The following is a 22,338-nucleotide window of genomic DNA, read 5'->3' on the forward strand; positions in this document are numbered from 1 at the left end:
ATGCATCTGGCACGAGTCACGGGCGCGGTTGTCTCCACGCAAAAATCGCCTTCCCTGGTCGGGAAAAAGCTGCTGCTTGTGCGGAGGGTCAGCGCCGATGGCGAACTTCCCGCCTCGCCCACCTCCGGCGATGAAGTCGCCGTGGATTCCGTCGGCGCGGGGATCGGCGAGCTGGTTCTGCTCAGCGGCGGCTCCAGCGCCAGGCACGTTTTTTCCGGGCCAAACGAGGCCATCGACCTCGCCGTCGTCGGCATTGTCGATACGCTTTCACGTTAAGGAGCGAATATGGCGATTTATACCCGAACGGGCGACGCTGGCACCACCTCACTCTTTACCGGCCAGCGGGTGAGTAAAACCCATCCGCGGGTTGAAGCCTACGGCACGCTGGACGAGCTGAATGCCGCGCTGAGCCTGTGCGCCTGCGCCGCCGCGGATGAAAATCACCGCGCCCTGCTCGAGGCCATCCAGCAGCAAATTTTCTGGTTTAGCGCGGAACTGGCCAGCGACAGCGAACGGCCGTCGCCCAAACAGCGCTACATCAGCAGCGAAGAAATTTCCGCCCTGGAAGCCGCCATCGATCGGGCCATGGCCCGCGTCGAACCGCTGCACAGCTTTATTTTACCCGGCCGCTGCGAAGCTGCGAGCCGCCTGCATTTTGCCCGTACGCTGGCCCGCCGGGCCGAACGCCGCCTGGTGGAGCTGGCGGCGGAAGTCAATGTGCGCCAGGTGCTGATGCGCTACATCAATCGCTTATCAGACTGCCTGTACGCCCTGGCCCGCGCCGAAGATAGCGACGCGCACCAGAACAACCTTATCCGTGAAATAAGCCGGCGCTATCTGGCCGCCAGCCAGCCGAGCCGCAGTAAGGAGACGACGCCCGTGGCCCTCTCATTCCACGATCTACACCAGCTCACCCGCGCCGCCGTCGAGCGCGCGCAGCGGCTACAGGTGCCGGTGGTGATCAGCATCGTTGATGCCCACGGTACCGAGACCGTGACCTGGCGGATGCCGGACGCCCTGCTGGTCAGCAGCGAACTGGCGCCGAAAAAGGCCTGGACCGCGGTGGCGATGAAAACGGCGACCCATGAGCTGAGCGATGTGGTTCAGCCGGGCGCCGTGCTTTATGGCCTCGAAACGCATTTACAGGGAAAAGTGGTCACCTTTGGCGGTGGTTACGCCCTGTGGCGCGACGGCTTATTAATCGGGGGTCTTGGCATCAGCGGCGGCAGCGTTGAGCAGGACATGGACATAGCACTGGCCGCCATCGCGGCCATTAATGTGGGAACTCATCAATGAATACTTCTGAACTCGAAACCCTTATTCGCACCATTCTTAGCGAGCAATTAACCACGCCAGCGCAAACGCCGATCCAGCCGCAGGGCAAAGGGATTTTCCAGTCCGTCAGCGAGGCCATCGACGCCGCGCACCAGGCGTTCTTACGTTATCAGCAGTGCCCGTTGAAAACCCGCAGCGCCATCATCAGCGCGATACGTCAGGAGCTGACGCCGCTGCTGACCGCGCTGGCGGAAGAGAGCGCCAATGAAACGGGAATGGGCAACAAAGAAGATAAATACCTGAAAAACAAGGCTGCGCTGGACAACACCCCCGGTGTGGAAGATCTCACCACCACCGCGCTGACCGGCGACGGCGGTATGGTGCTGTTTGAGTATTCGCCGTTTGGCGTAATCGGGTCGGTCGCACCGAGCACCAACCCAACGGAGACCATCATCAACAACAGCATCAGCATGCTGGCGGCGGGCAACAGCGTCTACTTCAGCCCGCATCCGGGAGCGAAAAAGGTCTCACTCAAGCTCATCAGCCTGATTGAAGAGATTGCCTTCCGCTGCTGCGGCATCCGCAACCTGGTGGTCACCGTGGCGGAACCGACGTTTGAAGCGACCCAACAGATGATGGCCCATCCGCGCATTGCGGTCCTCGCTATTACCGGCGGCCCCGGCATTGTGGCGATGGGCATGAAGAGCGGTAAAAAAGTGATTGGTGCTGGCGCGGGCAACCCCCCCTGCATCGTTGATGAAACCGCTGACCTGGTCAAAGCGGCGGAGGATATCATCAACGGCGCCTCGTTCGATTACAACCTGCCCTGCATTGCCGAGAAAAGCCTGATTGTGGTGGAGAGCGTCGCTGAACGTCTGGTACAGCAAATGCAAACCTTCGGCGCGCTGCTGCTAAGCCCGGCCGATACCGACAAGCTCCGCGCCGCCTGCCTGCCGGAAGGCCTGGCCAATAAGAAGCTGGTCGGAAAAAGCCCATCGGCGCTGCTGGAAGCCGCCGGGATCGCCGTTCCGGCGAAAGCGCCGCGCTTGCTGATCGCTATCGTCAACGCCGACGACCCGTGGGTCACCAGCGAACAGCTGATGCCGATGCTGCCGATAGTGAAAGTCAGCGATTTCGATAGCGCGCTGGCCCTGGCGCTGAAGGTTGAAGAGGGACTGCATCATACCGCCATTATGCACTCGCAAAATGTGTCGCGCCTGAACCTCGCAGCCCGCACCCTGCAAACCTCGATTTTCGTCAAGAACGGCCCATCTTATGCCGGGATCGGCGTCGGCGGTGAAGGCTTTACCACCTTTACCATTGCCACGCCGACCGGCGAAGGGACGACCTCGGCGCGCACCTTTGCCCGCTCCCGTCGCTGCGTGCTAACCAACGGCTTTTCCATTCGCTAACCGAGGTCGCGATGAAGACTTTCTCACTACAAACGCGGTTGTACAGCGGTCAGGGTAGCCTGGCGGCGCTCAGGCGCTTTACCAACAAGCACATCTGGATCATCTGCGATGGCTTTCTTGCGCGCTCGCCGCTGCTGGAGACCCTGCGCAACGCATTACCCGCAGATAACCGCATCAGCGTCTTTAGCGAGATAACCCCGGACCCCACCATCCGCACCGTGGCGCAGGGCATTGCGCAAATGCAGGCTCTGCAGCCACAAGTGGTTATCGGCTTCGGCGGCGGCTCGGCGATGGATGCGGCGAAGGCTATCGTCTGGTTCAGCCAGCAGAGCGGCATCAATATCGAAACCTGCGTGGCGATACCGACCACCAGCGGCACCGGTTCGGAAGTGACCAGCGCCTGCGTGATTAGTGACCCGGATAAAGGCATCAAGTATCCGCTGTTTAACAACGCGCTCTATCCCGATATGGCGATCCTTGACCCGGAGCTGGTGGTCAGCGTGCCGCCGCAGATTACGGCCAACACCGGCATGGACGTACTGACCCACGCGCTGGAGGCGTGGGTCTCTCCGCACGCCAGCGACTTTACCGACGCGCTGGCGGAAAAAGCCGCCAAACTGGTGTTTCAGTATCTGCCCACCGCGGTGGAAAAAGGCGACTGCGTGGCGACGCGCGGGAAAATGCACAACGCCTCAACCCTTGCCGGGATGGCCTTCAGCCAGGCGGGACTGGGGCTTAACCACGCCATCGCGCACCAGCTTGGCGGACAGTTTCATCTCCCGCACGGTCTTGCCAACGCGCTACTGTTAACCACGGTTATCCGCTTTAACGCCGCTGTTCCCCGTGCTGCCAAACGCTACGCGCGGTTGGCAAAAGCCTGTGGATTTTGCCCGCCAGAGGCCAACGACGTTACGGCGATCAATGCCCTGATCCAGCAAATCGAACGGCTCAAGCAGCGCTGCGCGCTGCCTTCGCTGGCGGTGGCGTTGAAAGAGGGACGATCCACATTTTCAGCGCGCATTCCGGCGATGGTGCAGGCCGCGCTGGCTGACGTCACGCTACGCACCAATCCTCGCCCGGCCAGCGCCGAGGAGATTCGGGAACTGCTGGAGGAACTGCTATGAGTCACGCCGTCAACGCTGTTGAAATGGCCCTGAGCGCTGATGACATCCGTGAGCGCGTTCGCGCAGCGGGCGTGGTCGGCGCGGGGGGCGCGGGTTTTCCCGCCCACGTGAAGCTGCAGGCGCAGGTAGAGATTTTTCTGGTGAACGCAGCCGAGTGCGAACCGATGCTCAAGGTCGACCAGCAGCTGATGTGGCAGCAGGCTGCGCGTCTTGTCCGCGGCGTACAATACGCAATGACGGCAACCGGCGCGCGCGAAGGGGTGATTGCCCTGAAAGAGAAATACCGCCGGGCTATCGATGCGCTCACCCCGCTGCTGCCTGCCGGTATTCGCCTGCATATTCTGCCCGATGTCTATCCCGCAGGCGATGAGGTGCTGACTATCTGGCTGGCGACCGGTCGCCGGGTCGCGCCCGCCGCGCTGCCGGCCAGCGTCGGGGTCGTGGTGAATAACGTGCAAACGGTGCTCAACATGGCCCGCGCGGTCGAGCAGCAGTTTGCGGTGACCCGCCGGACGCTGACCGTTAACGGCGCGGTCGCCAGGCCGCTGACCGTCACCGTCCCCATCGGCATGTCGCTGCGCGAAGTGCTGGCGCTGGCGGGCGGCGCGACGGTCGACGACCCCGGTTTTATTAACGGCGGCCCGATGATGGGCGGCCTGATTACCTCTCTCGATAGCCCGGTGACCAAAACCACCGGCGGCCTGCTGGTGCTGCCGAAAAGCCATTCGCTTATTCAGCGACGGATGCAGGATGAGCGCACGGTGCTTTCCGTGGCCCGCACCGTCTGCGAACAGTGCCGACTCTGTACCGATCTCTGCCCGCGGCATCTGATCGGCCACGAACTCTCTCCGCACCTGCTGGTACGGGCGGTGAACTTTCATCAGGCCGCCACGCCGCAGCTGCTGCTGAGCGCCCTCACCTGCTCAGAGTGCAACGTCTGCGAAAGCGTGGCCTGCCCGGTGGGGATCTCGCCGATGCGCATCAACCGCATGCTCAAACGCGAGCTGCGGGCGCAAAACCAGCGCTACGAAGGGCCGCTCTATCCGGCAGATGAGATGGCGAAATATCGCCTGGTGCCGGTGAAGCGGCTGATCGCCAAACTGGGGCTAAGCCCCTGGTATCAGGAGGCGCCGCTGGTGGAAGACGAACCGGCGGTCGCAACCGTGACGTTGCCGCTGCGCCAGCATATCGGCGCCAGCGCGGTAGCCAACGTTGCGGTAGGAGAACGCGTTACGCGCGGGCAATGCGTTGCCGATATCCCGGCAGGCGTATTAGGCGGGCCGATTCACGCCAGCATCGATGGCGTAGTTGCGGCCATCAGCGAACAGGCCATCACGGTGGTAAGAGGTTAACCATGTCTCAGGCTATAGGAATTTTAGAACTCACCAGCATTGCCAAAGGAATGGAGCTCGGCGATGCGATGCTGAAAAGCGCCAACGTCAATCTGCTGGTCAGCAAGACTATCTGCCCGGGTAAGTTTTTGCTGATGCTCGGCGGAGATATCGGCGCTATCCAGCAGGCCATTGAAACTGGCGCGTCGCAGGCCGGCGAAATGCTCGTTGACAGCCTGGTGCTGGCGAATATTCATCCCAGCGTACTTCCGGCCATCAGCGGCCTGAACAGCGTAGATAAGCGCCAGGCAGTCGGCATCGTTGAAACCTGGAGCGTTGCGGCCTGCATCAGCGCCGCCGATCGGGCGGTGAAAGGCTCAAACGTCACCCTGGTGCGGGTGCATATGGCCTTCGGCATCGGCGGTAAATGTTACATGGTGGTGGCGGGCGACGTATCCGACGTCAATAACGCGGTCACGGTGGCCAGCGAAAGCGCGGGCGAAAAAGGGCTACTGGTTTATCGTTCAGTGATCCCGCGCCCGCATGAAGCGATGTGGCGACAGATGGTGGAGGGATAATGGAAAGACAGCCGACAACGGATCGCATGATTCAGGAGTACGTGCCGGGGAAACAGGTCACCCTCGCGCACCTGATTGCCAATCCCGGAAAAGATCTCTTTAAGAAGCTCGGTCTGCAGGATGCGGTTTCCGCCATTGGCATCCTCACCATTACCCCCAGCGAGGCGTCGATTATCGCCTGTGATATCGCCACCAAATCCGGCGCGGTGGAGATCGGTTTTCTCGACCGTTTTACCGGGGCCGTGGTGCTGACCGGCGACGTTTCCGCCGTGGAATATGCCCTCAAGCAGGTGACGCGCACTCTGGGCGAGATGATGCAGTTCACCACCTGCGCAATCACCCGGACGTAGCGCAATGAAGCGCCTGATGTTTATCGGCCCCAGCCAGTGCGGCAAAACCTCGCTAACGCAAAGCCTGCGCGGTGAAGCGCTCCATTATAAGAAAACCCAGGCTATCGAATGGTCGCCGATGGCCATCGATACGCCGGGGGAATATCTGGAGAACCGCTGCCTGTATAGCGCTCTACTGACCAGCGCCTGCGAGGCTGACGTTATCGCCCTGGTACTGAACGCCGACGCCCAGTGGTCGCCGTTTTCGCCTGGGTTTACCGCCCCGATGAATCGCCCGACGATTGGCCTGGTCACCAAAGCCGACCTCGCCGACCCGCAGCGGATATCGCTCATCGCGGAGTGGCTTACGCAGGCTGGCGCCGGGCGGATTTTTGTTACCAGCGCGTTGAACAATTCGGGACTCGACGCGGTGCTGGATTTTCTGAATTCGAAGGAACCCCTATGTCTTACAAAATAATGGCCATCAACGCCGGCAGCTCATCGTTAAAATTCCAGCTGCTGGAAATGCCCCAGGGCGAGACGCTCTGCCAGGGATTGATTGAACGTATCGGTATGGCAAACGCCCAGGTGACCCTCAAAACGCCGGCGCAGAAATGGCGGGAATCGGCGCCGATCGCCGATCATCGCGAAGCCGTCACGCTGCTGCTGGAAAAGCTCCTCGGCTACCGCATTATTGAGAGTTTGCAGGATATTGACGGCGTCGGCCACCGCGTGGCGCACGGCGGCGAGCGCTTTAAAGATTCGACGCCGGTGACCGATGAAAGCTTAGCGGAAATCGAGCGTCTGGCCGAGCTGGCTCCGCTGCATAACCCGGTTAACGCCCTGGGAATCAAAGTCTTCCGCCAGCTGCTGCCCGATACGCCGTCGGTAGCGGTGTTTGATACCGCTTTTCACCAGACGCTGGACGAGCGCGCGTTTATCTATCCGCTGCCGTGGCGCTACTACAGCGAGCTGGGCATTCGCCGCTACGGCTTCCACGGCACCAGCCATAAGTACGTCAGCGCGACGCTGGCGGAAAAGCTGGGCGTGCCGCTGAGCGCTCTGCGCGTGGTTTGCTGCCATCTCGGCAACGGCAGCAGCGTTTGCGCCATTAAAGGCGGGCGTTCGGTGAACACCTCAATGGGCTTTACGCCGCAGTCCGGGGTGATGATGGGCACCCGCAGCGGTGATATCGATCCGTCGATTTTACCGTGGCTGGCGCTGCATGAGGGGCAAACGCCGGAGCAGCTGAATCAGCTGCTGAATAACGAATCCGGCCTGTTGGGGGTTTCCGGCGTCTCACACGATTATCGCGATGTCGAACAGGCGGCGGACGGCGGTAATCGTCGGGCGGCCCTGGCGCTGGCGCTATTTGCCGAGCGTATTCGCGCCACCATCGGCAGCTATATCATGCAGATGGGTGGAATTGATGCGCTAATCTTTACCGGCGGCATCGGCGAAAACTCGGCCCGTGCCAGGAGCGCCATCTGCCATAACCTGAATTTCCTCGGGCTGTCGGTCGATGAAGAGAAAAACCAGCACAACGCCACCTTTATTCAGGCCGAACATGCGCTGGTCAAAGTGGCGGTCATCAATACCAATGAAGAGCTGATGATTGCCCGCGACGTGATGCGCCTCGCGCTTCCCGAAGCGCAGACATTAACCGTTTCAGCCTGAGCTCGCCGTCCGGCAAGTTGCGGTGAATCATGGTAATAGCGGGATCGGCATGACACTATGCGCTTAAAATTCTGAAACTTTACCCTAAATAATTCAAGTTACAGGACAAAGCACTTGTGCTTTGAACAGCGCTTGCGCTGGCCCCGTAGGGGCGAGGCCGCAGGCCGAGTAACGCGGCAAACGAGTGACAAATTCGTCTGGAACGAATTTGAACAGCCAAAGGCTGGCTTTAGTGAGGGACAGGGATGTCCCTCATAGTCCCCAGGAGCTTACATAAGTAAGTGACTGGGGTGAATGAGAGCAGCCAACGCTCCTGTAGCTTGAAGTATAACGGGTAAAAAGGTGAATACGTGGCCGTAGCACAATGCCCCGCCTCCTGTGGGGAACTTATCCAGGGCTGGATCCTCGGCAGCGAGAAGCTGGTCTCCTGCCCCGTTGACTGGTACAGCACCGTCGAGGTGGACTACGGTTCGCCTCGCGCGGATGAACGCCCGCTGTCGCGGGCGATGGTTGACCGGCTGCTGAGCTACTGGCGCTATCCGCCAGCGCTGAGCAAAGAAATTCGGATCGATATTTGCTCTACGATTCCGGTCGCCAAGGGGATGGCCAGCAGCACCGCGGATATCGCCGCGACGGCGGTGGCCACCGCGCATCATCTCGGCCATCCGCTGGATGAAGCCACCCTCGCCCGGCTCTGCGTTTCCCTGGAACCCACCGACAGCACCCTGTTCCGCCAGCTGACGCTATTCGACCACAACACCGCCGCCACGCAAATTGCCTGCGGCTGCCAGCCTCAGCTCGATCTGCTGGTACTGGAAAGCCCCGCCACGCTGCTGACCACCGATTACCACCGCCTTCCCCGGCTCGAAAAGCTGCATGCCCATTCCGCCACGCTGCATCAGGCCTGGGAGAAAGTTCAGCAGGCCTGCCAGACCGACGATCCTCGACGGATGGGCGAGGCGGCGACGCTGAGCGCCATCGCCAGCCAGCATCTGCTGCCGAAGCCGGGTTTTGATACGCTGCGGGGGCTGGTGGAAGAGTGCGATTTATACGGCATTAACGTGGCGCACAGCGGCAGCGTGGTCGGCCTGATGCTCGACCGCCAGCGTCACGATATTGAGTATTTGCAGCGGCGGCTGCAGGAAACGAGGCTTAGCGAGCTCTGGCCCCGGCAGCATCTGCTGCGCATGGTGCAGGGCGGCGTCGAGCTGCGCTAACGCTACAGCAGCCATACCTCCCCGGAGGCGGCGCTGCGCGCCTGTCCGGGCTACCGGTCCGCAGACGGCTATGAATCCGTAGCCCGGCTAAGCGCAGAGCGAGGCGGGGATAAGCCGCACCGATGCATTAATCCCGGCGCATTCCCCGGGTTGCGGCGCTGCGCGCCTTACCCGGGCTACCGGACCGCAGACGGCTGTAAACCCGTAGCCCGGTCAGCGCAGCGCCACCGGGAAGAACGCAGACGAACAATGGCGGCAGACGCCCGGAACATCTACCCGTTAAAAACCCGCCTGAAAGCCGTTAGCAGCTGCGTATTCTCCTGCTGGCTGCGGATCGCGACGCGGAAGTAGCGTCCGTCGAGCCCGGGGTAGTTAGCGCAGCTGCGGATCAGGATGCGCCGTTGCAGCATCACGTATTGCAGATCCAGATCCGGCACGTCGCAGCGCAGAAACAGATAGTTGGCCTGCCCGGGATAGACCGTCAGACCGGGAACGTGGCGCAGCTGATGGTAAAAGCGCTGCCCCTCTTCCGCCAGCCACTGCCAGGTTTTCTGCTGATAGACGCTATCCTGGAGAATAATTTCCCCGGCCAGCGCGGCAAAAGCGTTGATTGACCACGGCATCTGACGCTCGCGCATTCTCGCCACCGCTCGCGCATCGCCATTGACCAGATACCCCAGACGCAGGCCGGGAATGGCATAAAACTTAGTCAGCGAACGCAGCACCCACACGTGCGGGTTGCGGCTCAGTAGCGGAATAAACCCCGGCTCATCGGGGATAAAATCGATAAATGCTTCATCGAGAATCAGGGCGATTCCCAGCGACTTACAGCGTTCAGCAATCATCTCCAGCAGACGGCGCTCGGGCAGCAGACCGGTTGGGTTGTTCGGGGTGCAGAGAAACAAACAGTCCAGATCCGGCGTCAGAGCGTCAAGAATCGCCCCGGTGAGCTGCCAGCCATCCTCTTCACACAGCAGAAATTCTCGTACCGCGCAGTCCACCGACTGCAGCGCCCGGCGGTATTCGGCAAAGCCCGGAGTGACGATCATCGCCTGGCGCGGCTTCAGGCCCTGAACCAGCGTAAAGATCGCTTCAGTTTCGCCGTTTCCGGCGAGGATCCATGAGTCGGGGATCTGATGGTGTTCCGCCAGCGCAAGGTGCAGCTGCTGATACTCAACGTCAGGATAGCGTTCGGCGCAGGCCATATTGTCGATGATGGCGTGCTTTAAGCTTTCCGGCATCCCCAGCGGATTGATATTGGCGCTAAAATCCAGCAGCTGTTCCGCACAGATGCCCAACAGCGCGGCGGCCTCGCGGATATTGCCGCCGTGGGCGCTCTTCAGTAGAGCCATGTCCTTTTCCTGTTGCGTTACCCTCGCCTTGCCAGCGTCGCGCCGTCGGCGAAGTAGGCTTTAATCCCTGCCAGAATCGACTCTGCTACTTCCTGCTGGAATTTCGCCGTTTTCAATTTACGCTCTTCTTCGACGTTACTGATAAACGCGGTTTCCACCAGAATCGATGGAATATCCGGCGCCTTCAGCACCGCGAAGCCCGCCTGCTCAACCCGGTTCTTGTGCAGGTTATTAATGTTGCCCATCTTTTCCAGCACCGCCTTGCCGAACTTCAGGCTGTCGGCGATGGTCAGCGACTGCACCATGTCGAACATCGTGTGGTCGACGTAGCGGTCGCCGCTTTTGCTGACGCCGCCGATCAGATCCGAGGCGTTCTGGGTCTGCGCCAGATACTTAGCCGCGGTACTGGTGGCCCCTTTGGTTGACAGGGCAAACACCGACGATCCGCTGGGCTGACGGCTGGTAAAGGCATCGGCGTGAATAGAGACAAACAGGTCGGCGCGCTGCTTCTGCGCCTTGGCGACGCGGACCTTCAGCGGGATAAAAACGTCCTCGTTGCGGGTCATATAGACCTTCATATTGCCCTCTTTCTCGATCAGCGCGCGCAGCCGTCGGGCAATCTGCAACACCACGTCTTTCTCGCGGGTGCGGTATTTCCCCACCGCGCCGGAGTCTTCGCCGCCGTGGCCGGGATCGAGCATGATAACAATGGGCCGATCGCGCCCGGCTTTACCCGGTTTAGGCCCGCTCTCCGCTGGCGGAACCTGCCGCTGAAGATCGCCTTTGTTGTAATCCTCAAGCAGCGCCAGCAGCGGATCCTGCACGTCGGTGGCGTTAGCGGGATAGAGGTCCATAACCAGACGCTCTTTAAACCCGGCGACCGGAGCCAGCGCGAACAGCTGCGGTTTCACGTTCTGTTTTAGCTCAAACACCATGCGTACGGTTTGCGGATCGAACTGCCCCACGCGGGCGGATTGAATATAGGGGTCGTCGCCGCGAATCTGCCCCCCCATGCCTTTAAGTACGGAATTGAGATTAACTCCTTCCAGATCCACCACCAGACGTTCAGGATTGCTGAGCGCAAACTGCCGATATTTCAGGATATGGTTGGACTCCACGGTCACGCGGGTGTAGGTCGACGATGGCCAGACGCGTACGGCAACCACCTGCGCCGCGGCAGCCAGGCCAACCGGGCTCACACTCATTAACCACATGGCGCCCGCCCCTTGTAAAAAACGGCGGCGGCTTAATCCTGACTTGTATCCCGACATGCCACTCCCAAGCAGTAAGAAATCATTCGTATTGAAAACAAACAGATTGACCGGAAACTTTAACGAAAGGCGTATAACCTGTCATCTATAAAAGGGTAAACAATCTTTGACACCCTGATTTGGCTCACACCTTTTTCCTGGCTCCGTCCAAAATTGGGGCTTGCGTTTGCCGACAAAACAGAATAAAAATACATTAATTACGAATAATCATGCATTGAGGTTGTGTCATGGTGAAGGAACGTCGCACCGAACTGGTAGAGGGATTCCGCCATTCTGTTCCCTATATTAACGCCCATCGGGGTAAAACGTTTGTCATCATGCTGGGCGGAGAAGCCATTGAGCATGATAATTTCTCTAGTATTGTCAACGACATTGGTCTGCTTCACAGTTTGGGCATTCGCCTGGTGGTGGTCTATGGCGCTCGTCCGCAGATTGACGCCAATCTGGCCGAACATCGCCATGAGCCGGTTTATCACAAACAAACCCGAGTGACTGACGCTAAAACGCTCGAGCTGGTTAAGCAGGCGGCGGGCATGTTGCAGCTGGAAATTACCGCTCGCCTGTCGATGAGCCTCAACAACACGCCGCTGCAGGGCGCTCACATCAACGTGGTCAGCGGCAATTTCATTATCGCGCAGCCGTTAGGCGTGGACGACGGTGTGGATTACTGCCACAGCGGGCGCATTCGCCGCATTGATGAAGAAGCGATTCACCGCCAGTTGGATAACGGCGCGATCGTGCTGATGGGCCCGGTTGCGGTGTCGGTCACCGGCGAAAGCTTTAACCTGACCTCCGAAGAGATTGCCACCCAGCTGGCGATTAAGCTGAAAGCTGAAAAGATGATTGGCTTCTGCTCATCGCAGGGGGTTTACAATCAGGACGGCGAGATCGTCCCCGAACTGTTCCCCAACGAAGCCCAGGCGCGCGTCGAAGAGATGGAAGCGGATGAAGACTACAGCTCCGGCACGGTGCGCTTCCTGCGCGGCGCGGTAAAAGCCTGCCGCAGCGGCGTGCGCCGCTGCCACCTGATCAGCTATCAGGAAAACGGTACCCTGCTGCAGGAGCTGTTCTCACGCGACGGTATCGGTACCCAGATAGTGATGGAGAGCGCCGAGCAGATCCGCCGCGCCACCATTAACGATATCGGCGGTATCCTCGAGCTGATTAGCCCGCTGGAGCAGCAGGGCATTCTGGTCAGGCGTTCGCGCGAACAGCTGGAGATGGAAATCGACAAATTCACCATTATTCAGCGCGACAACACCACCATCGCCTGCGCCGCGCTCTATCCTTTCCCGGAAGAGAAGATCGGCGAAATGGCCTGCGTGGCGGTGCATCCGGATTACCGCAGCTCATCGCGCGGCGAAGTGCTGCTCGAACGCATTGCCGCGCAGGCGAAGCAAATGGGCCTCAGCAAGCTGTTTGTGCTCACAACCCGCAGCATTCACTGGTTCCAGGAGCGCGGATTTACGCCGGTCGACGTCGACCTGCTGCCGGAGAGCAAAAAAGAGATGTACAACTATCAGCGCCGCTCCAAGGTGCTGATGGCAGACCTGGCCTGATAATATTATCCCCGGAAACGCATCCGTAACCGGGGATAATTATCTCTCGTCCAATAACCCAATTATTTATAATCTATTCCCCTGATAGCTGGCCTCGCTTATAGTAGCTTAAGAACGGAGTTGCAATATAAGCATGGAGAGCAGTCTGAATGATCCTTTTTGAAAACGGTTCCCCTCGCTACAGGCGAATAATTGCCACACTACTCTCTTTATATCCCTGGCTGCTGATGGTGTTGGTCTCTCTTAATGTCAGGAATAAACTCGCAGGCGGATTTTCAGCGCAGGCGCGGCATTTGCTTGTGCGCTGGCCACCCTGTCATTCATTAATTTTATTATTTCCATAATTTTCATCATGCTAATTAATATATTTATCACGACCAGAGAAAAAGTAAATGCCGGTTATTTCTGGGCAATAAACTCTATCTCTTTACTGTGGGTAATTTTCCCGATATTTAATCTCTAAGCGTTTCATTGCAAAACACAAAGGATGTGTACTTATTATGCAGAAATCACCAAACTGGTTTGTGAAGAATATAAAGCTAATCGTCACCGTTATTGCGCTTTATCCCTGGTTACTCGTTCTGCTGATGATGATGGGCAGCGGCGGCGCTTCCGGAAGCGCCCTGGGAGCCGGGCTGTTCATTTTCTTTGTTTTCATTGTCCTGTCTATCATTAACCTTGTGATTTCAACCGTGATTATCGTGGTGGTTAATGTCTCAACGCCTCCGATCCCCAAAGGCTCGGCAAAGTATTTTCTCGCCATGAATTCCATCTCGCTGCTATGGCTGATGCTTTTACTGGTGTCCTAATAGCCGCCGGGCTCTCACCCGGCGGAAAAAATATCCCCCAGGCCGCTGCGGCGTTCGGTACGCGCGACAACCGCCTGGGTCAGCACCTGCTCATCGGCATAAATCGACAGCTGCCGTTTCGCACGCGTAATAGCGGTATAAACCAGCTCGCGGGTTACCAGCGGCACGCTGCGCGAAGGCAGGATCAGCGCCGCGTGATCGAACTCTGACCCCTGCGATTTATGAACCGTCATCGCCCAGGCGGTATCGTGCTCCGGCAGACGACTTGGCTGAACCGACTTGATGCTGCCATCGGGCATCGGGAACCAAACGCGCAGGCCATCGCCTCTTTCCAGCGCAATACCGATATCGCCGTTAAACAGCCCCAGCGTGCTGTCGTTGCGGGAGATCATCACCGGCCGTCCTTCATACCAGCGCGAATAGCGCGGCAGAGCAATCGCCCGCTTGCGGTTCAGCATCTGCTCCAGCTGTTCGTTCACGCCGCTAACGCCATAAGGACCATCGCGCAGCGCGCAGAGCAGCTGAAACTCGCTAAAGGCGGCAATCAGCTCTGCGGGCTCGGCCCGTTCACGCAGCAGCTGCAGAAAACGGCCGTAACCCGCCTGCGCCTGAACGAGCATCGCTTCATACTCCTCGGTGGAGCTCAGCGGATGCAGGGCGATATCGTCGAACGACTGACGCAGCGTCTCCCTGACCGCGCGGCGTTCACCGCGGTTCACCGCCCAGGCCAGATGGCCGATACCGGAGTGGCGGCCAAAACGGTAGCTTTTTTGCAGTAAGCACAGGCTGTCGCGCAGGGCGCCGGCAATCTCGCTTTCGCCTGCCGGCACCGGCTGACCGGTCAAGCGGCCAAGCTGCGCCGCCCGCGCCGGGGTGAACCCTGCATTAACCCACGCGCAAATATCCCCCAGCACCGCGCCGGCCTCTACCGAAGCCAGCTGATCGCGGTCGCCAAGGAAAATCACCCGCCCGTGTTCAGGCAGCGCCTCGATCAGGCGCGACATCATCGGCAGGTCAATCATTGAGGCTTCATCGACCACCAGCACGTCAAGATGCAGCGGGTTCCCGGCATGATAACGCATCCGCTGGCTTCCCGGCTGCGCGCCCAACAGGCGATGGAGGGTGCTGGCTTCGGTCGGCACCAGCGCCTTTTGTTCGTCGGTAAGAGGGAGGCGGCGCAGCGCAGCGCCGAGGGATTCAGTCAGGCGCGCGGCGGCTTTACCGGTCGGCGCCGCCAGACAAATACGGCAGCGCGGGCTGGTGTTGGTTTGAATCAACGCCGCCAGCAGTTTGGCGACGGTGGTGGTTTTACCGGTCCCGGGGCCGCCGGAGATCACCGAAATCCGTCGGGTCAGAGCAACCGCGGCAGCAACCTTTTGCCAGTCGATTTCATCCCCTGGCGGAAACAGCGCGTCGAGCGTCGAGGCCAGGCGGGTTTCATCTACCTCCAGCACCTGGTTGGCTTCGTTAAAGAAGCGCGCGACGGTTAATTCGTTGCGCCACATGCGGTTGAGATAGAGCCGTTCGCCGCAGAGGATCATCGGCGTCGGCCGCTCACCGCGGCTCACCGCTTCCGAATCGAGCAGCAGGGGCAGCCAGCCCTCCGCAGCGCCGGTCAGTTCAAGGATTTGCTCACTCAGAGCCGTTGTCTTTGCGCTCAGGAGTTCATCGTCGGCAAGACGTGAAATCGGCAGGCAGACGTGCCCCTCTCCGGCATCGCGACTGAGAATTGCGGCAGTCAGCTTCACCGCCGGATGCGCCTCCTGCGCCACCATGAGCGCAAACTGGACGTCCAGCGGGCGCAGCAGGCGCTGTTCAACCGCCTGCTGCAACAGTTCATCCATGGTCATAGCACAACCTCCAGGGTTTCCCCGGCAAACAGCGCATCGAGGCCGTTAATCAGCGGCAGCGCCGGCCGGGTGGTGAAGATCCCCTGCCCGCCTTCCTGCCCGTCCATGCCGCGTAAAAAGAGATAAATAACGCCGCCGAAATGGCGTTCGTAATCATAATCGGCCATACGGTGGCGTAAATAGCGGTGCAGCGCCAGGCTATAGAGCTGATACTGCAAATCGTAACGATGCGAACGCATTGCCTGCCTCATCGCCTCCTGGGTATAAGCTTCGCGGTTTTCCCCAAGCCAGTTGGATTTGTAATCCAGCAGGTAGTAGCGGCCGTTGTGGCGAAACACCAGGTCGATAAAGCCTTTCAGCATCCCGCGCACCTGGCGGAAATCGAGCGTTGGGGTATCCACGGAGAGCGAATCATACTGGTGAATCAGCGCATCCAGACGCAGGGGATCCAGCGGCTGTTCGATGGGGAGATAAAACGCCATCTCCACCTGTTTATCGCGCTCGCTCAGCTGATTGAGGGCGATCCCCGCGCCAGGCAGAGGGGTACGCAGTACGCCGTCGAGCCATGCGGTCAGCACGGGGGTCCACTTTTCCTCGAAGCCGCTCAACTGAAGTTTTTCCGCCATCCAGTCGGCGGGAATCGGCTGGGTAAAATCGAGATCTTCGAACAAACTGTGCAGAAACGTTCCCGGCGACGCGCCGCGCGGGAACTGGTGCGGCGTAAGCTGCGGCTCCTCCACGACCTTACCGACGCCAGCGGCATCGACATCCAATCGCGGCAGAAGATCCTGCGCCACGCTGTGTCCATTCTGCTGCAGGCCGGAATAGCTGGTGACCCGCCAGTCATCGGTCACCGACCGCTCAAGCATACGGGCTGAAAGCGGCGGCAGCTCCGCCTGCGGAGCCTGCCACGGCATCTGCGCCGCCATATCCGGCAGCTGCAGGGCAATGTCCCCGCTGCAGAACACCTGCAGGCGCGCCATCAGCCCCGCGGCATCCATCGCTTCCCCGCCCTGCAGCAGACGGCCCAGCGCGCTGTGATGAAAATCGCTGGCGCCAGGTTTGTCGCTGCGTCGGGTGCTGAGCGGCGCCACGCCAAGGCTACAGTGCCAGACCGCGCGGGTCAGCGCGACGTAAAGCAGACGTAAGTCTTCGGCCAGACGCTCGGCCTCCGCCAGCTCCATGCTGCCCTCATCCTGGCCCAGGTCGAGAACGGCGGCAAAGGAGCTTCTGTCGTGATAAAACGCCTGATCCTGCTTACGGAACCGCGCGATAAACGGCAGCCAGACCAGCGGATACTCCAGCCCTTTCGATTTATGGATGGTGACGATCTGCACCAGATGCTTATCGCTTTCCAGCCGCATCTGCTGGCTGGAGGCGTTGCTGTCCGGTTCGGCGATATGCTGCGCCAGCCAGCGCACCAGCGCATGTTCGCTCTCCAGCTGGTTCGCCGCCTCCTGAAGGAGCTCGCTGATATGCAGAATATCGGTCAGGCGCCGCTCGCCGCCGTTGGTCGCCAGCAGATTTTCAGCGATGCTCCGCGCGCTCATCAGCGCGCGGAGCATCGGCATGACGCCCCGCTGCCGCCAGACTTGCCGGTAGCGACTAAACTCCTCAACCAGCTCATCCCACGCCCGTTCGTCGTGATTGAGATTTTCGATATCCAGCGCGTTAAGGCCAAACATCGACGTCGCCAGCGCGCTGCGCAGCGTATTTTCGCGTTCAGGTGCCAACACCGCCTGCAGCAGCCACAGCAGCTCCTGCGCCTCCGGCGTTTCAAACACGCTATCGCGATTGGAGAGATACACGGAAGGAATCGACAGCAGCTGGAGGGCATCGCGGATTAAAGACGCTTCCTGGCGATTACGCACCAGTACCGTGATGTCTGAAGCCCGCACCGGCTCCGCTTTTTCACCGCGCCACAGCAGCGCCTTGCCCTGCTGGCCGGCACTGAGCCAGTCGCGGATTTGCGCCGCGCAGAGCTGAGCCATAAACGTCTGGTAATCCCCCGCGCCCACAGCCTCGCCCGACATCAGCCAGATATTCATCGCCGGTACCGCAGCATCATCGACGGTAAAGCGCAGCCCCTGGTTTTTATCGGCCGACTTCACCGGCATAAACGGGATTTCACGGAACATAAAGGGATTATCGCTGAGACTAAACAGGCGATTGACGCTGTCAACCATCCCCGGCGCGGAGCGCCAGTTGGTGTCGAGCGTATAGTGGGCGGTGACGTCCCCGCGCGCCTTCATATAGGTGAAAATATCCGCGCCGCGGAAGGCGTAGATAGCCTGTTTTGGGTCGCCAATCAGCAGCAGCGCAGTGTCCGCCTGACGCCGCCAGATGCGGCGAAAGATGCGGTACTGCTGCGGGTCGGTATCCTGAAATTCGTCGATCATCGCCACCGGAAAGCGCTGGCGAATCGCGCTGGCCAGCGCTTCGCCGCTCTTCCCGCGCAGGGCGTCATCCAGGCGGCTGAGCATATCGTCAAAGCCCAGCTCGCCGCGGCGGCGTTTCTCCCGCGCGACCGCTTCGCGGATTTCAACCATCGCCCTGGCGATCACCAGATCGGTCAGGGTTAACGGTGTCGCCAGCAGCGCTTCTACCGCGCTGAACAGCGGGTGTACTGGCGGCGCGCCGTCCGCTTTGGTGCGCTCAAGCAAGAAGACCTGGGAGAACTTCTCCAGCGCATCCGGAAGCTGGTAGCTCAGGGTCTCTTCCTGGGCCCAGGCGGTCACTTTCTCCAGCCATTTCCCCTGATTGCCGCGATTGAACTTGCGCCGGTCGAGGCCCGAGTTTTCCAGCACCGCCTCAACCTCGCCCACCTGTGCCAGCCACTGCTGCTTCAGCGCGTTGATGCGTTCGATAATTTGCTGATGGCGTTCGGCCAGCGTTTCGTCAGCCGGCGGCGGAGATTTAAGCTGCGGCGCCTCTCCCTGTAGCCAGCGGTCGATGGATTTCAACAGATCGCGCGGCCCTTTCCACGCTTCGTGGATAACCGCCGCGATTTCGCGCGGCAGCGGGTAGCAGTGGCGACGCCAGAAGTCGGCGCAGGCCTGATAGCGCAGGCGGGACTCGTCTTCAATCAGCTGCTGTTCGAACAGCATGCCGGACTCAAAGGCGTTGAGGCTCAGCATCCGCTGACAGAAGCCGTGAATGGTAAACACCGCCGCTTCGTCCATCTGGCGTTCGGCCAGCAGCAGCGTTTGCGCGGCCTGGGTTTTATCGGCGATTTCCGCCAGCAGCCCGGCGTAAAGCGGGTTGTCGGCGCTGTCGCGCAGGCAGGCGATACGCAGCTCGTGGATGTTGCTGCGAATACGCCCGCGCAGCTCTTCGGTCGCCGCTTCGGTAAAGGTCACCACCAGCAGCTCTTCCACGCTAACCTGCCGGGGAAAGGCGGATTCACCGCCCAGCCCCAGCAGCAGCCGCAGATAGAGCGCGGCGATGGTAAAGGTTTTTCCTGTGCCCGCAGAGGCTTCTATCAGGCGCTCGCCCGTCAGGGGCAAGCGCAGGGGGTCAAGAGACTCGGCGGTGTCGGTCATTCATTCTCTCGCATCAGGGGTAAGGATTTCTGCAATGCGCTGACGTTCTCCCAGACTTTGCCATCCTGAGGATGCGCGTATTCCGCCTTGCCATTCTGGCTACCGGAAACCTGGGAGAGCATTGCCATGCCCTGCGGATCCACCACCGTCTGATGGAAGAAGTCGGCAAGCTTTTGCGGCGTCAGCAGTTTAATCTGAGCCACTACTTTATCACGTGAATCGAAACGCATATTACCGCGATCGAAATCTTTGCTCAGCTTCGACGCTTCATCGCCCAGCGTTTGCGGCGCTTCCAGCATCTGACCAATTACCGCCTGCTGAATTTGCGCAAACTCTTCCGGCTTCATCGCCCGCAGTTTGGCTTCCGCCGTGGGGAAGAAGGCCTGGAAACGCTGCCAGAGATAAGCCGGCTGCTTATCGTTGCTTTGCAGCAGGAACCCCATCCCCCACTGGCGGCCCACGTTCATCGAGAAGGCGAAGACCGCGTAGCCCAGCTGTTCTTCCGTACGCAGCTGGTTATAGAACCACGGCTGTACGATTTGCCCGAGAAGCGAGCTGGCGGCGGAGCTGGCGTATTCGTCAACGTTCGGCGGCGCGAAGACGGCGGCCAGCGCGGAATCGGTGCTGTTGCCCGCTTTTTCAAAAATCGCCAGCTGTTTATGGTCGACCAGCACGTCTTTGTTGCGGCACCACTCGTTGCCGTCGGCGCCGAGCTGTTTTTGAATCTGCCGCGCCATGGCGGTGGATTGATCGGCGGTAAGATTACCGATGACCATCAGCTCCGGTCGCCCTTTCGCCTTGAGATTAGCGCGGTACTCCAGCACCTCTTTCAGCGTAATCGACGGCAGCAGCGCCCGCCGCTCTTCACGCTGGAAGTACGGCACCTGCGAAACCATCTGAATCGGCATGATCGCCTGATCGTAGGCTTTGCCTTTATCCGCCGAATCCATCATCTGAGCGTACCAGGATTTGGCCTGCTCCAGCTGTTCTTCGGTTGGCGTATAGCTGAAGTAGCCGTCGAGCAGGGCGTTAAACAGCTCAGGCAGATGCTGGGTATAGCCGTTGGCGTTAACCATCAGGCCGTTATTCGCGCCAGTAGAGAAGCTGATCCCCCCGACCGCCGCCTGGTTGCTGAGCTGGTCGAGCGCAATGCCCGCCAGATAATCATTGAGCGCAAACATCACCTGGCGGCGGGCGCTGTCCATCGCCTGCGGGTTCCGCAGAACCAGCGAGATATCCGCTTTCGGTTCGCTGGCGAAGTACTGGCTCGGCGCGTAAATCACCCGCAGCGTCGGTTCATCAACGATCAGCTGCGGATGCGGGTAAGCCTTATCGCTTTTGATTAAGCTGAAATCATCCGGAATATAGGGGTTCAGCACCGGCAGCTTGAGGTCGATGGCGCTGGACTTCTGCTGCCAGTCGGCAAAGGTCTGCTCGCTGATTTTATCCACCTGATAGGGCGCATTGACAAAGTAGGCTGTCTTGTTATGTGGCTCTTTCGGGCTGATGTACCAGATGCGGGCATTTTGCGGCGTCATCATCGCCAGGCGGTCTTTGATTGCCTGCGGATCGTAGCGATCGGCAATGTTGACCACGTCCAGCGTATGCTCCACCGGCACGCGGATCATGGTGTCCGCCAGCCATTCGACGTAATCCATATTGCGGTTGATGGATGGGTAGCGGAAGTCGAGCGCCAGCACGTGGGCCAGCTCATCAAAATAGCGTTTATCAATCCCCTGGCTGCGCAGCAGATTGAGGTAGCTAAAGATGGCTGCGGTAACTTCATCGCGGTGTGCCAGACCTTTGTCCGTCAGGGTCGCAGATATCGCCAGCACCCCGCTGTTGCCGTTGACCACCGGGTCAGAGTCCGCGCGAATGCCTTCAACCAGCCCCTGCTTTTGCAGCCAGTCGGAGAGCGTGCCGGGACTGCGATTACCGATCATGTAGGTCACCAGCTCATCGGTTTTGCTGCGGAACTTGTCGCTATTGTTATCAATGCGGAATTCCACGCGCAGCACTTTACGCGGCATCGCCGGGACGTAGTGAATGATAATGCCCTTTTGCGCATCGGTCACCACCGGGACGGTAATCTCCGGTTTGCTGATATCGTGGTTCGGCACGCGACCGTAGGTGGCCGCCGCGATGCTTGCCAACTCCGGCAGAGGCTTGTTGCTGTAGATCACCGCCTTCATCAGGTTGGCGGAATACCAGCTATCGCGGAAAGCGTGCAGGGCATCAAGCACCGGTTTGCCGGGCTTATCGCTCAGCGTTTCAAGGTTACCGCCGGAAAACTGCGAGCCGGGGTGCGCCGGGTTGATGGTTTCCGCGCTAACCTGCGCCATTCGCATCCCGTCCCGGGTACGCGCCATCGTGAGCTCGGCATTCACCGCATTACGCTCGCGGTCGGCATATTTTTTATCCAGCAGCGGCGCGGCGATGGCGTCGGCCAGGCGATCGACCGCGCCGTCGAGGGCGTCGTTTTCCACTTCAAGATAGAAGGCGGTGCGATACGGCGCGGTGCTGGCGTTGTGGCTGCCACCGTGCATTTTGAGATACTCTGCGAGGCTATCCGGCTGCGGGTACTTTTTCGAGCCCATCAGCGTCATATGCTCCAGGAAGTGGGCCAGCCCTTGATGCTCGGCGGGATCCTGCAGCGATCCCACGGGAACGACCAGCGCCGACAGCGATTTTACCGCCTGGGGATCGGAAACCAGCAGCACCACCATGCCGTTATCGAGGCGGATCGCCTGATATTGACGGGTATCTTTGTCGCTTTTACGGATGGTTTCCTGGATCGGTTGCCATCCGGTGTCTGCCTGACTTAACGGCGCCCAGAGGGCGGCCAGTAAAACAATAACCTTGAACCATAAACTGCGGGGCATTCACGGACCTCATCATTAACAAACCTGGCGCTGCATAATTGGCAGCCTTAGAGCTTTTCCCGGTAGGTGTCATTGTTGCAGCCAGTTTGGACGCGGACAGCGCGGAACAACCGGAGCGTACACATAGTAC

Annotated in this window: 17 protein-coding genes; 12 read left to right on the top strand and 5 right to left on the bottom strand. The window is 59.8% G+C overall.

The window, feature by feature from the left end:
- The 10 genes from pduN (at nucleotide 1) to KCG39_RS13520 (ending at nucleotide 8,943) form a co-directional block, all read left to right on the top strand.
- A complete protein-coding gene (pduN, locus tag KCG39_RS13475) occupies nucleotides 1-276 on the top strand; it encodes a propanediol utilization microcompartment protein PduN (RefSeq protein WP_004124529.1) in 276 nt (91 codons plus the stop codon).
- A 9-nt stretch (nucleotides 277-285) separates the two neighbouring features.
- The gene (pduO, locus tag KCG39_RS13480) at nucleotides 286-1,296 is read left to right on the top strand and encodes a two-domain cob(I)yrinic acid a,c-diamide adenosyltransferase PduO (protein WP_049114662.1); all 1,011 of its coding nucleotides are present in this window, start codon (nucleotides 286-288) and stop codon (nucleotides 1,294-1,296) included.
- Entirely contained in the window at nucleotides 1,293-2,687 is a 1,395-nt protein-coding gene (gene pduP / locus KCG39_RS13485; protein ID WP_004124533.1) for a CoA-acylating propionaldehyde dehydrogenase PduP, read from the top strand. Before pduO ends, pduP begins: the two co-directional genes overlap by 4 nt.
- An 11-nt stretch (nucleotides 2,688-2,698) precedes the next feature.
- Nucleotides 2,699-3,811 carry a 1-propanol dehydrogenase PduQ gene (pduQ, locus tag KCG39_RS13490; RefSeq protein WP_004124538.1) on the top strand — a complete coding sequence of 371 codons (1,113 nt, stop codon included), beginning with the start codon at nucleotides 2,699-2,701 and terminating at the stop codon, nucleotides 3,809-3,811.
- On the top strand, nucleotides 3,808-5,163 hold the full coding sequence (gene pduS, locus KCG39_RS13495) for a cobalamin reductase PduS (protein ID WP_142468462.1): 1,356 nt from the start codon (nucleotides 3,808-3,810) through the stop codon (nucleotides 5,161-5,163). The genes pduQ and pduS overlap by 4 nt, the downstream gene beginning before the upstream one ends.
- Before the next feature lie 2 nt (nucleotides 5,164-5,165).
- A complete protein-coding gene (gene pduT / locus KCG39_RS13500) occupies nucleotides 5,166-5,720 on the top strand; it encodes a propanediol utilization microcompartment protein PduT (protein WP_004124543.1) in 555 nt (184 codons plus the stop codon).
- Nucleotides 5,720-6,070 carry a propanediol utilization microcompartment protein PduU gene (pduU, locus tag KCG39_RS13505; RefSeq protein WP_004124546.1) on the top strand — a complete coding sequence of 117 codons (351 nt, stop codon included), beginning with the start codon at nucleotides 5,720-5,722 and terminating at the stop codon, nucleotides 6,068-6,070. Before pduT ends, pduU begins: the two co-directional genes overlap by 1 nt.
- Nucleotides 6,071-6,074: 4 nt before the next feature.
- Nucleotides 6,075-6,527: a propanediol utilization protein PduV gene (pduV, locus tag KCG39_RS13510; RefSeq protein ID WP_004124550.1), complete on the top strand. Its 453-nt coding sequence runs from the start codon at nucleotides 6,075-6,077 to the stop codon at nucleotides 6,525-6,527.
- The gene (locus tag KCG39_RS13515) at nucleotides 6,512-7,726 is read left to right on the top strand and encodes an acetate/propionate family kinase (RefSeq protein ID WP_004124553.1); all 1,215 of its coding nucleotides are present in this window, start codon (nucleotides 6,512-6,514) and stop codon (nucleotides 7,724-7,726) included. The genes pduV and KCG39_RS13515 overlap by 16 nt, the downstream gene beginning before the upstream one ends.
- Nucleotides 7,727-8,076: 350 nt before the next feature.
- Nucleotides 8,077-8,943 carry a GHMP family kinase ATP-binding protein gene (locus KCG39_RS13520; RefSeq protein WP_049114965.1) on the top strand — a complete coding sequence of 289 codons (867 nt, stop codon included), beginning with the start codon at nucleotides 8,077-8,079 and terminating at the stop codon, nucleotides 8,941-8,943.
- Nucleotides 8,944-9,215: 272 nt separating this feature from the next.
- Here KCG39_RS13520 and cobD read toward each other — a convergent pair whose 3' ends face one another.
- Together cobD and amiC are read right to left on the bottom strand one after the other, a co-directional pair.
- Nucleotides 9,216-10,295, bottom strand: a complete 1,080-nt coding sequence (gene cobD, locus KCG39_RS13525) for a threonine-phosphate decarboxylase CobD (RefSeq protein WP_049114849.1) — start codon at nucleotides 10,293-10,295, stop codon at nucleotides 9,216-9,218.
- Between the two features lie 17 nt (nucleotides 10,296-10,312).
- Entirely contained in the window at nucleotides 10,313-11,566 is a 1,254-nt protein-coding gene (gene amiC / locus KCG39_RS13530; protein WP_004124560.1) for an N-acetylmuramoyl-L-alanine amidase AmiC, read from the bottom strand.
- Nucleotides 11,567-11,793: 227 nt separating this feature from the next.
- Between amiC and argA the strand changes: the two genes are divergently transcribed.
- Together argA and KCG39_RS13540 are read left to right on the top strand one after the other, a co-directional pair.
- The gene (gene argA / locus KCG39_RS13535) at nucleotides 11,794-13,125 is read left to right on the top strand and encodes an amino-acid N-acetyltransferase (protein WP_004105227.1); all 1,332 of its coding nucleotides are present in this window, start codon (nucleotides 11,794-11,796) and stop codon (nucleotides 13,123-13,125) included.
- A 500-nt stretch (nucleotides 13,126-13,625) separates the two neighbouring features.
- Nucleotides 13,626-13,934: a hypothetical protein gene (locus KCG39_RS13540; RefSeq protein ID WP_004124564.1), complete on the top strand. Its 309-nt coding sequence runs from the start codon at nucleotides 13,626-13,628 to the stop codon at nucleotides 13,932-13,934.
- Between the two features lie 14 nt (nucleotides 13,935-13,948).
- Here KCG39_RS13540 and recD read toward each other — a convergent pair whose 3' ends face one another.
- The 3 genes from recD to ptrA are packed head-to-tail and all read right to left on the bottom strand — an operon-like array spanning nucleotide 13,949 to nucleotide 22,208.
- A complete protein-coding gene (gene recD, locus KCG39_RS13545; RefSeq protein ID WP_049114850.1) occupies nucleotides 13,949-15,784 on the bottom strand; it encodes an exodeoxyribonuclease V subunit alpha in 1,836 nt (611 codons plus the stop codon).
- Entirely contained in the window at nucleotides 15,781-19,326 is a 3,546-nt protein-coding gene (gene recB, locus KCG39_RS13550; RefSeq protein ID WP_142468463.1) for an exodeoxyribonuclease V subunit beta, read from the bottom strand. The genes recD and recB overlap by 4 nt, the downstream gene beginning before the upstream one ends.
- A complete protein-coding gene (gene ptrA, locus KCG39_RS13555; protein WP_049114854.1) occupies nucleotides 19,323-22,208 on the bottom strand; it encodes a pitrilysin in 2,886 nt (961 codons plus the stop codon). The genes recB and ptrA overlap by 4 nt, the downstream gene beginning before the upstream one ends.
- Between the last annotated feature and the right edge of the window lie 130 nt (nucleotides 22,209-22,338).

Origin of the sequence: Klebsiella pasteurii (genome assembly GCF_018139045.1) — a bacterium.
Taxonomy (GTDB): domain Bacteria; phylum Pseudomonadota; class Gammaproteobacteria; order Enterobacterales; family Enterobacteriaceae; genus Klebsiella; species Klebsiella grimontii.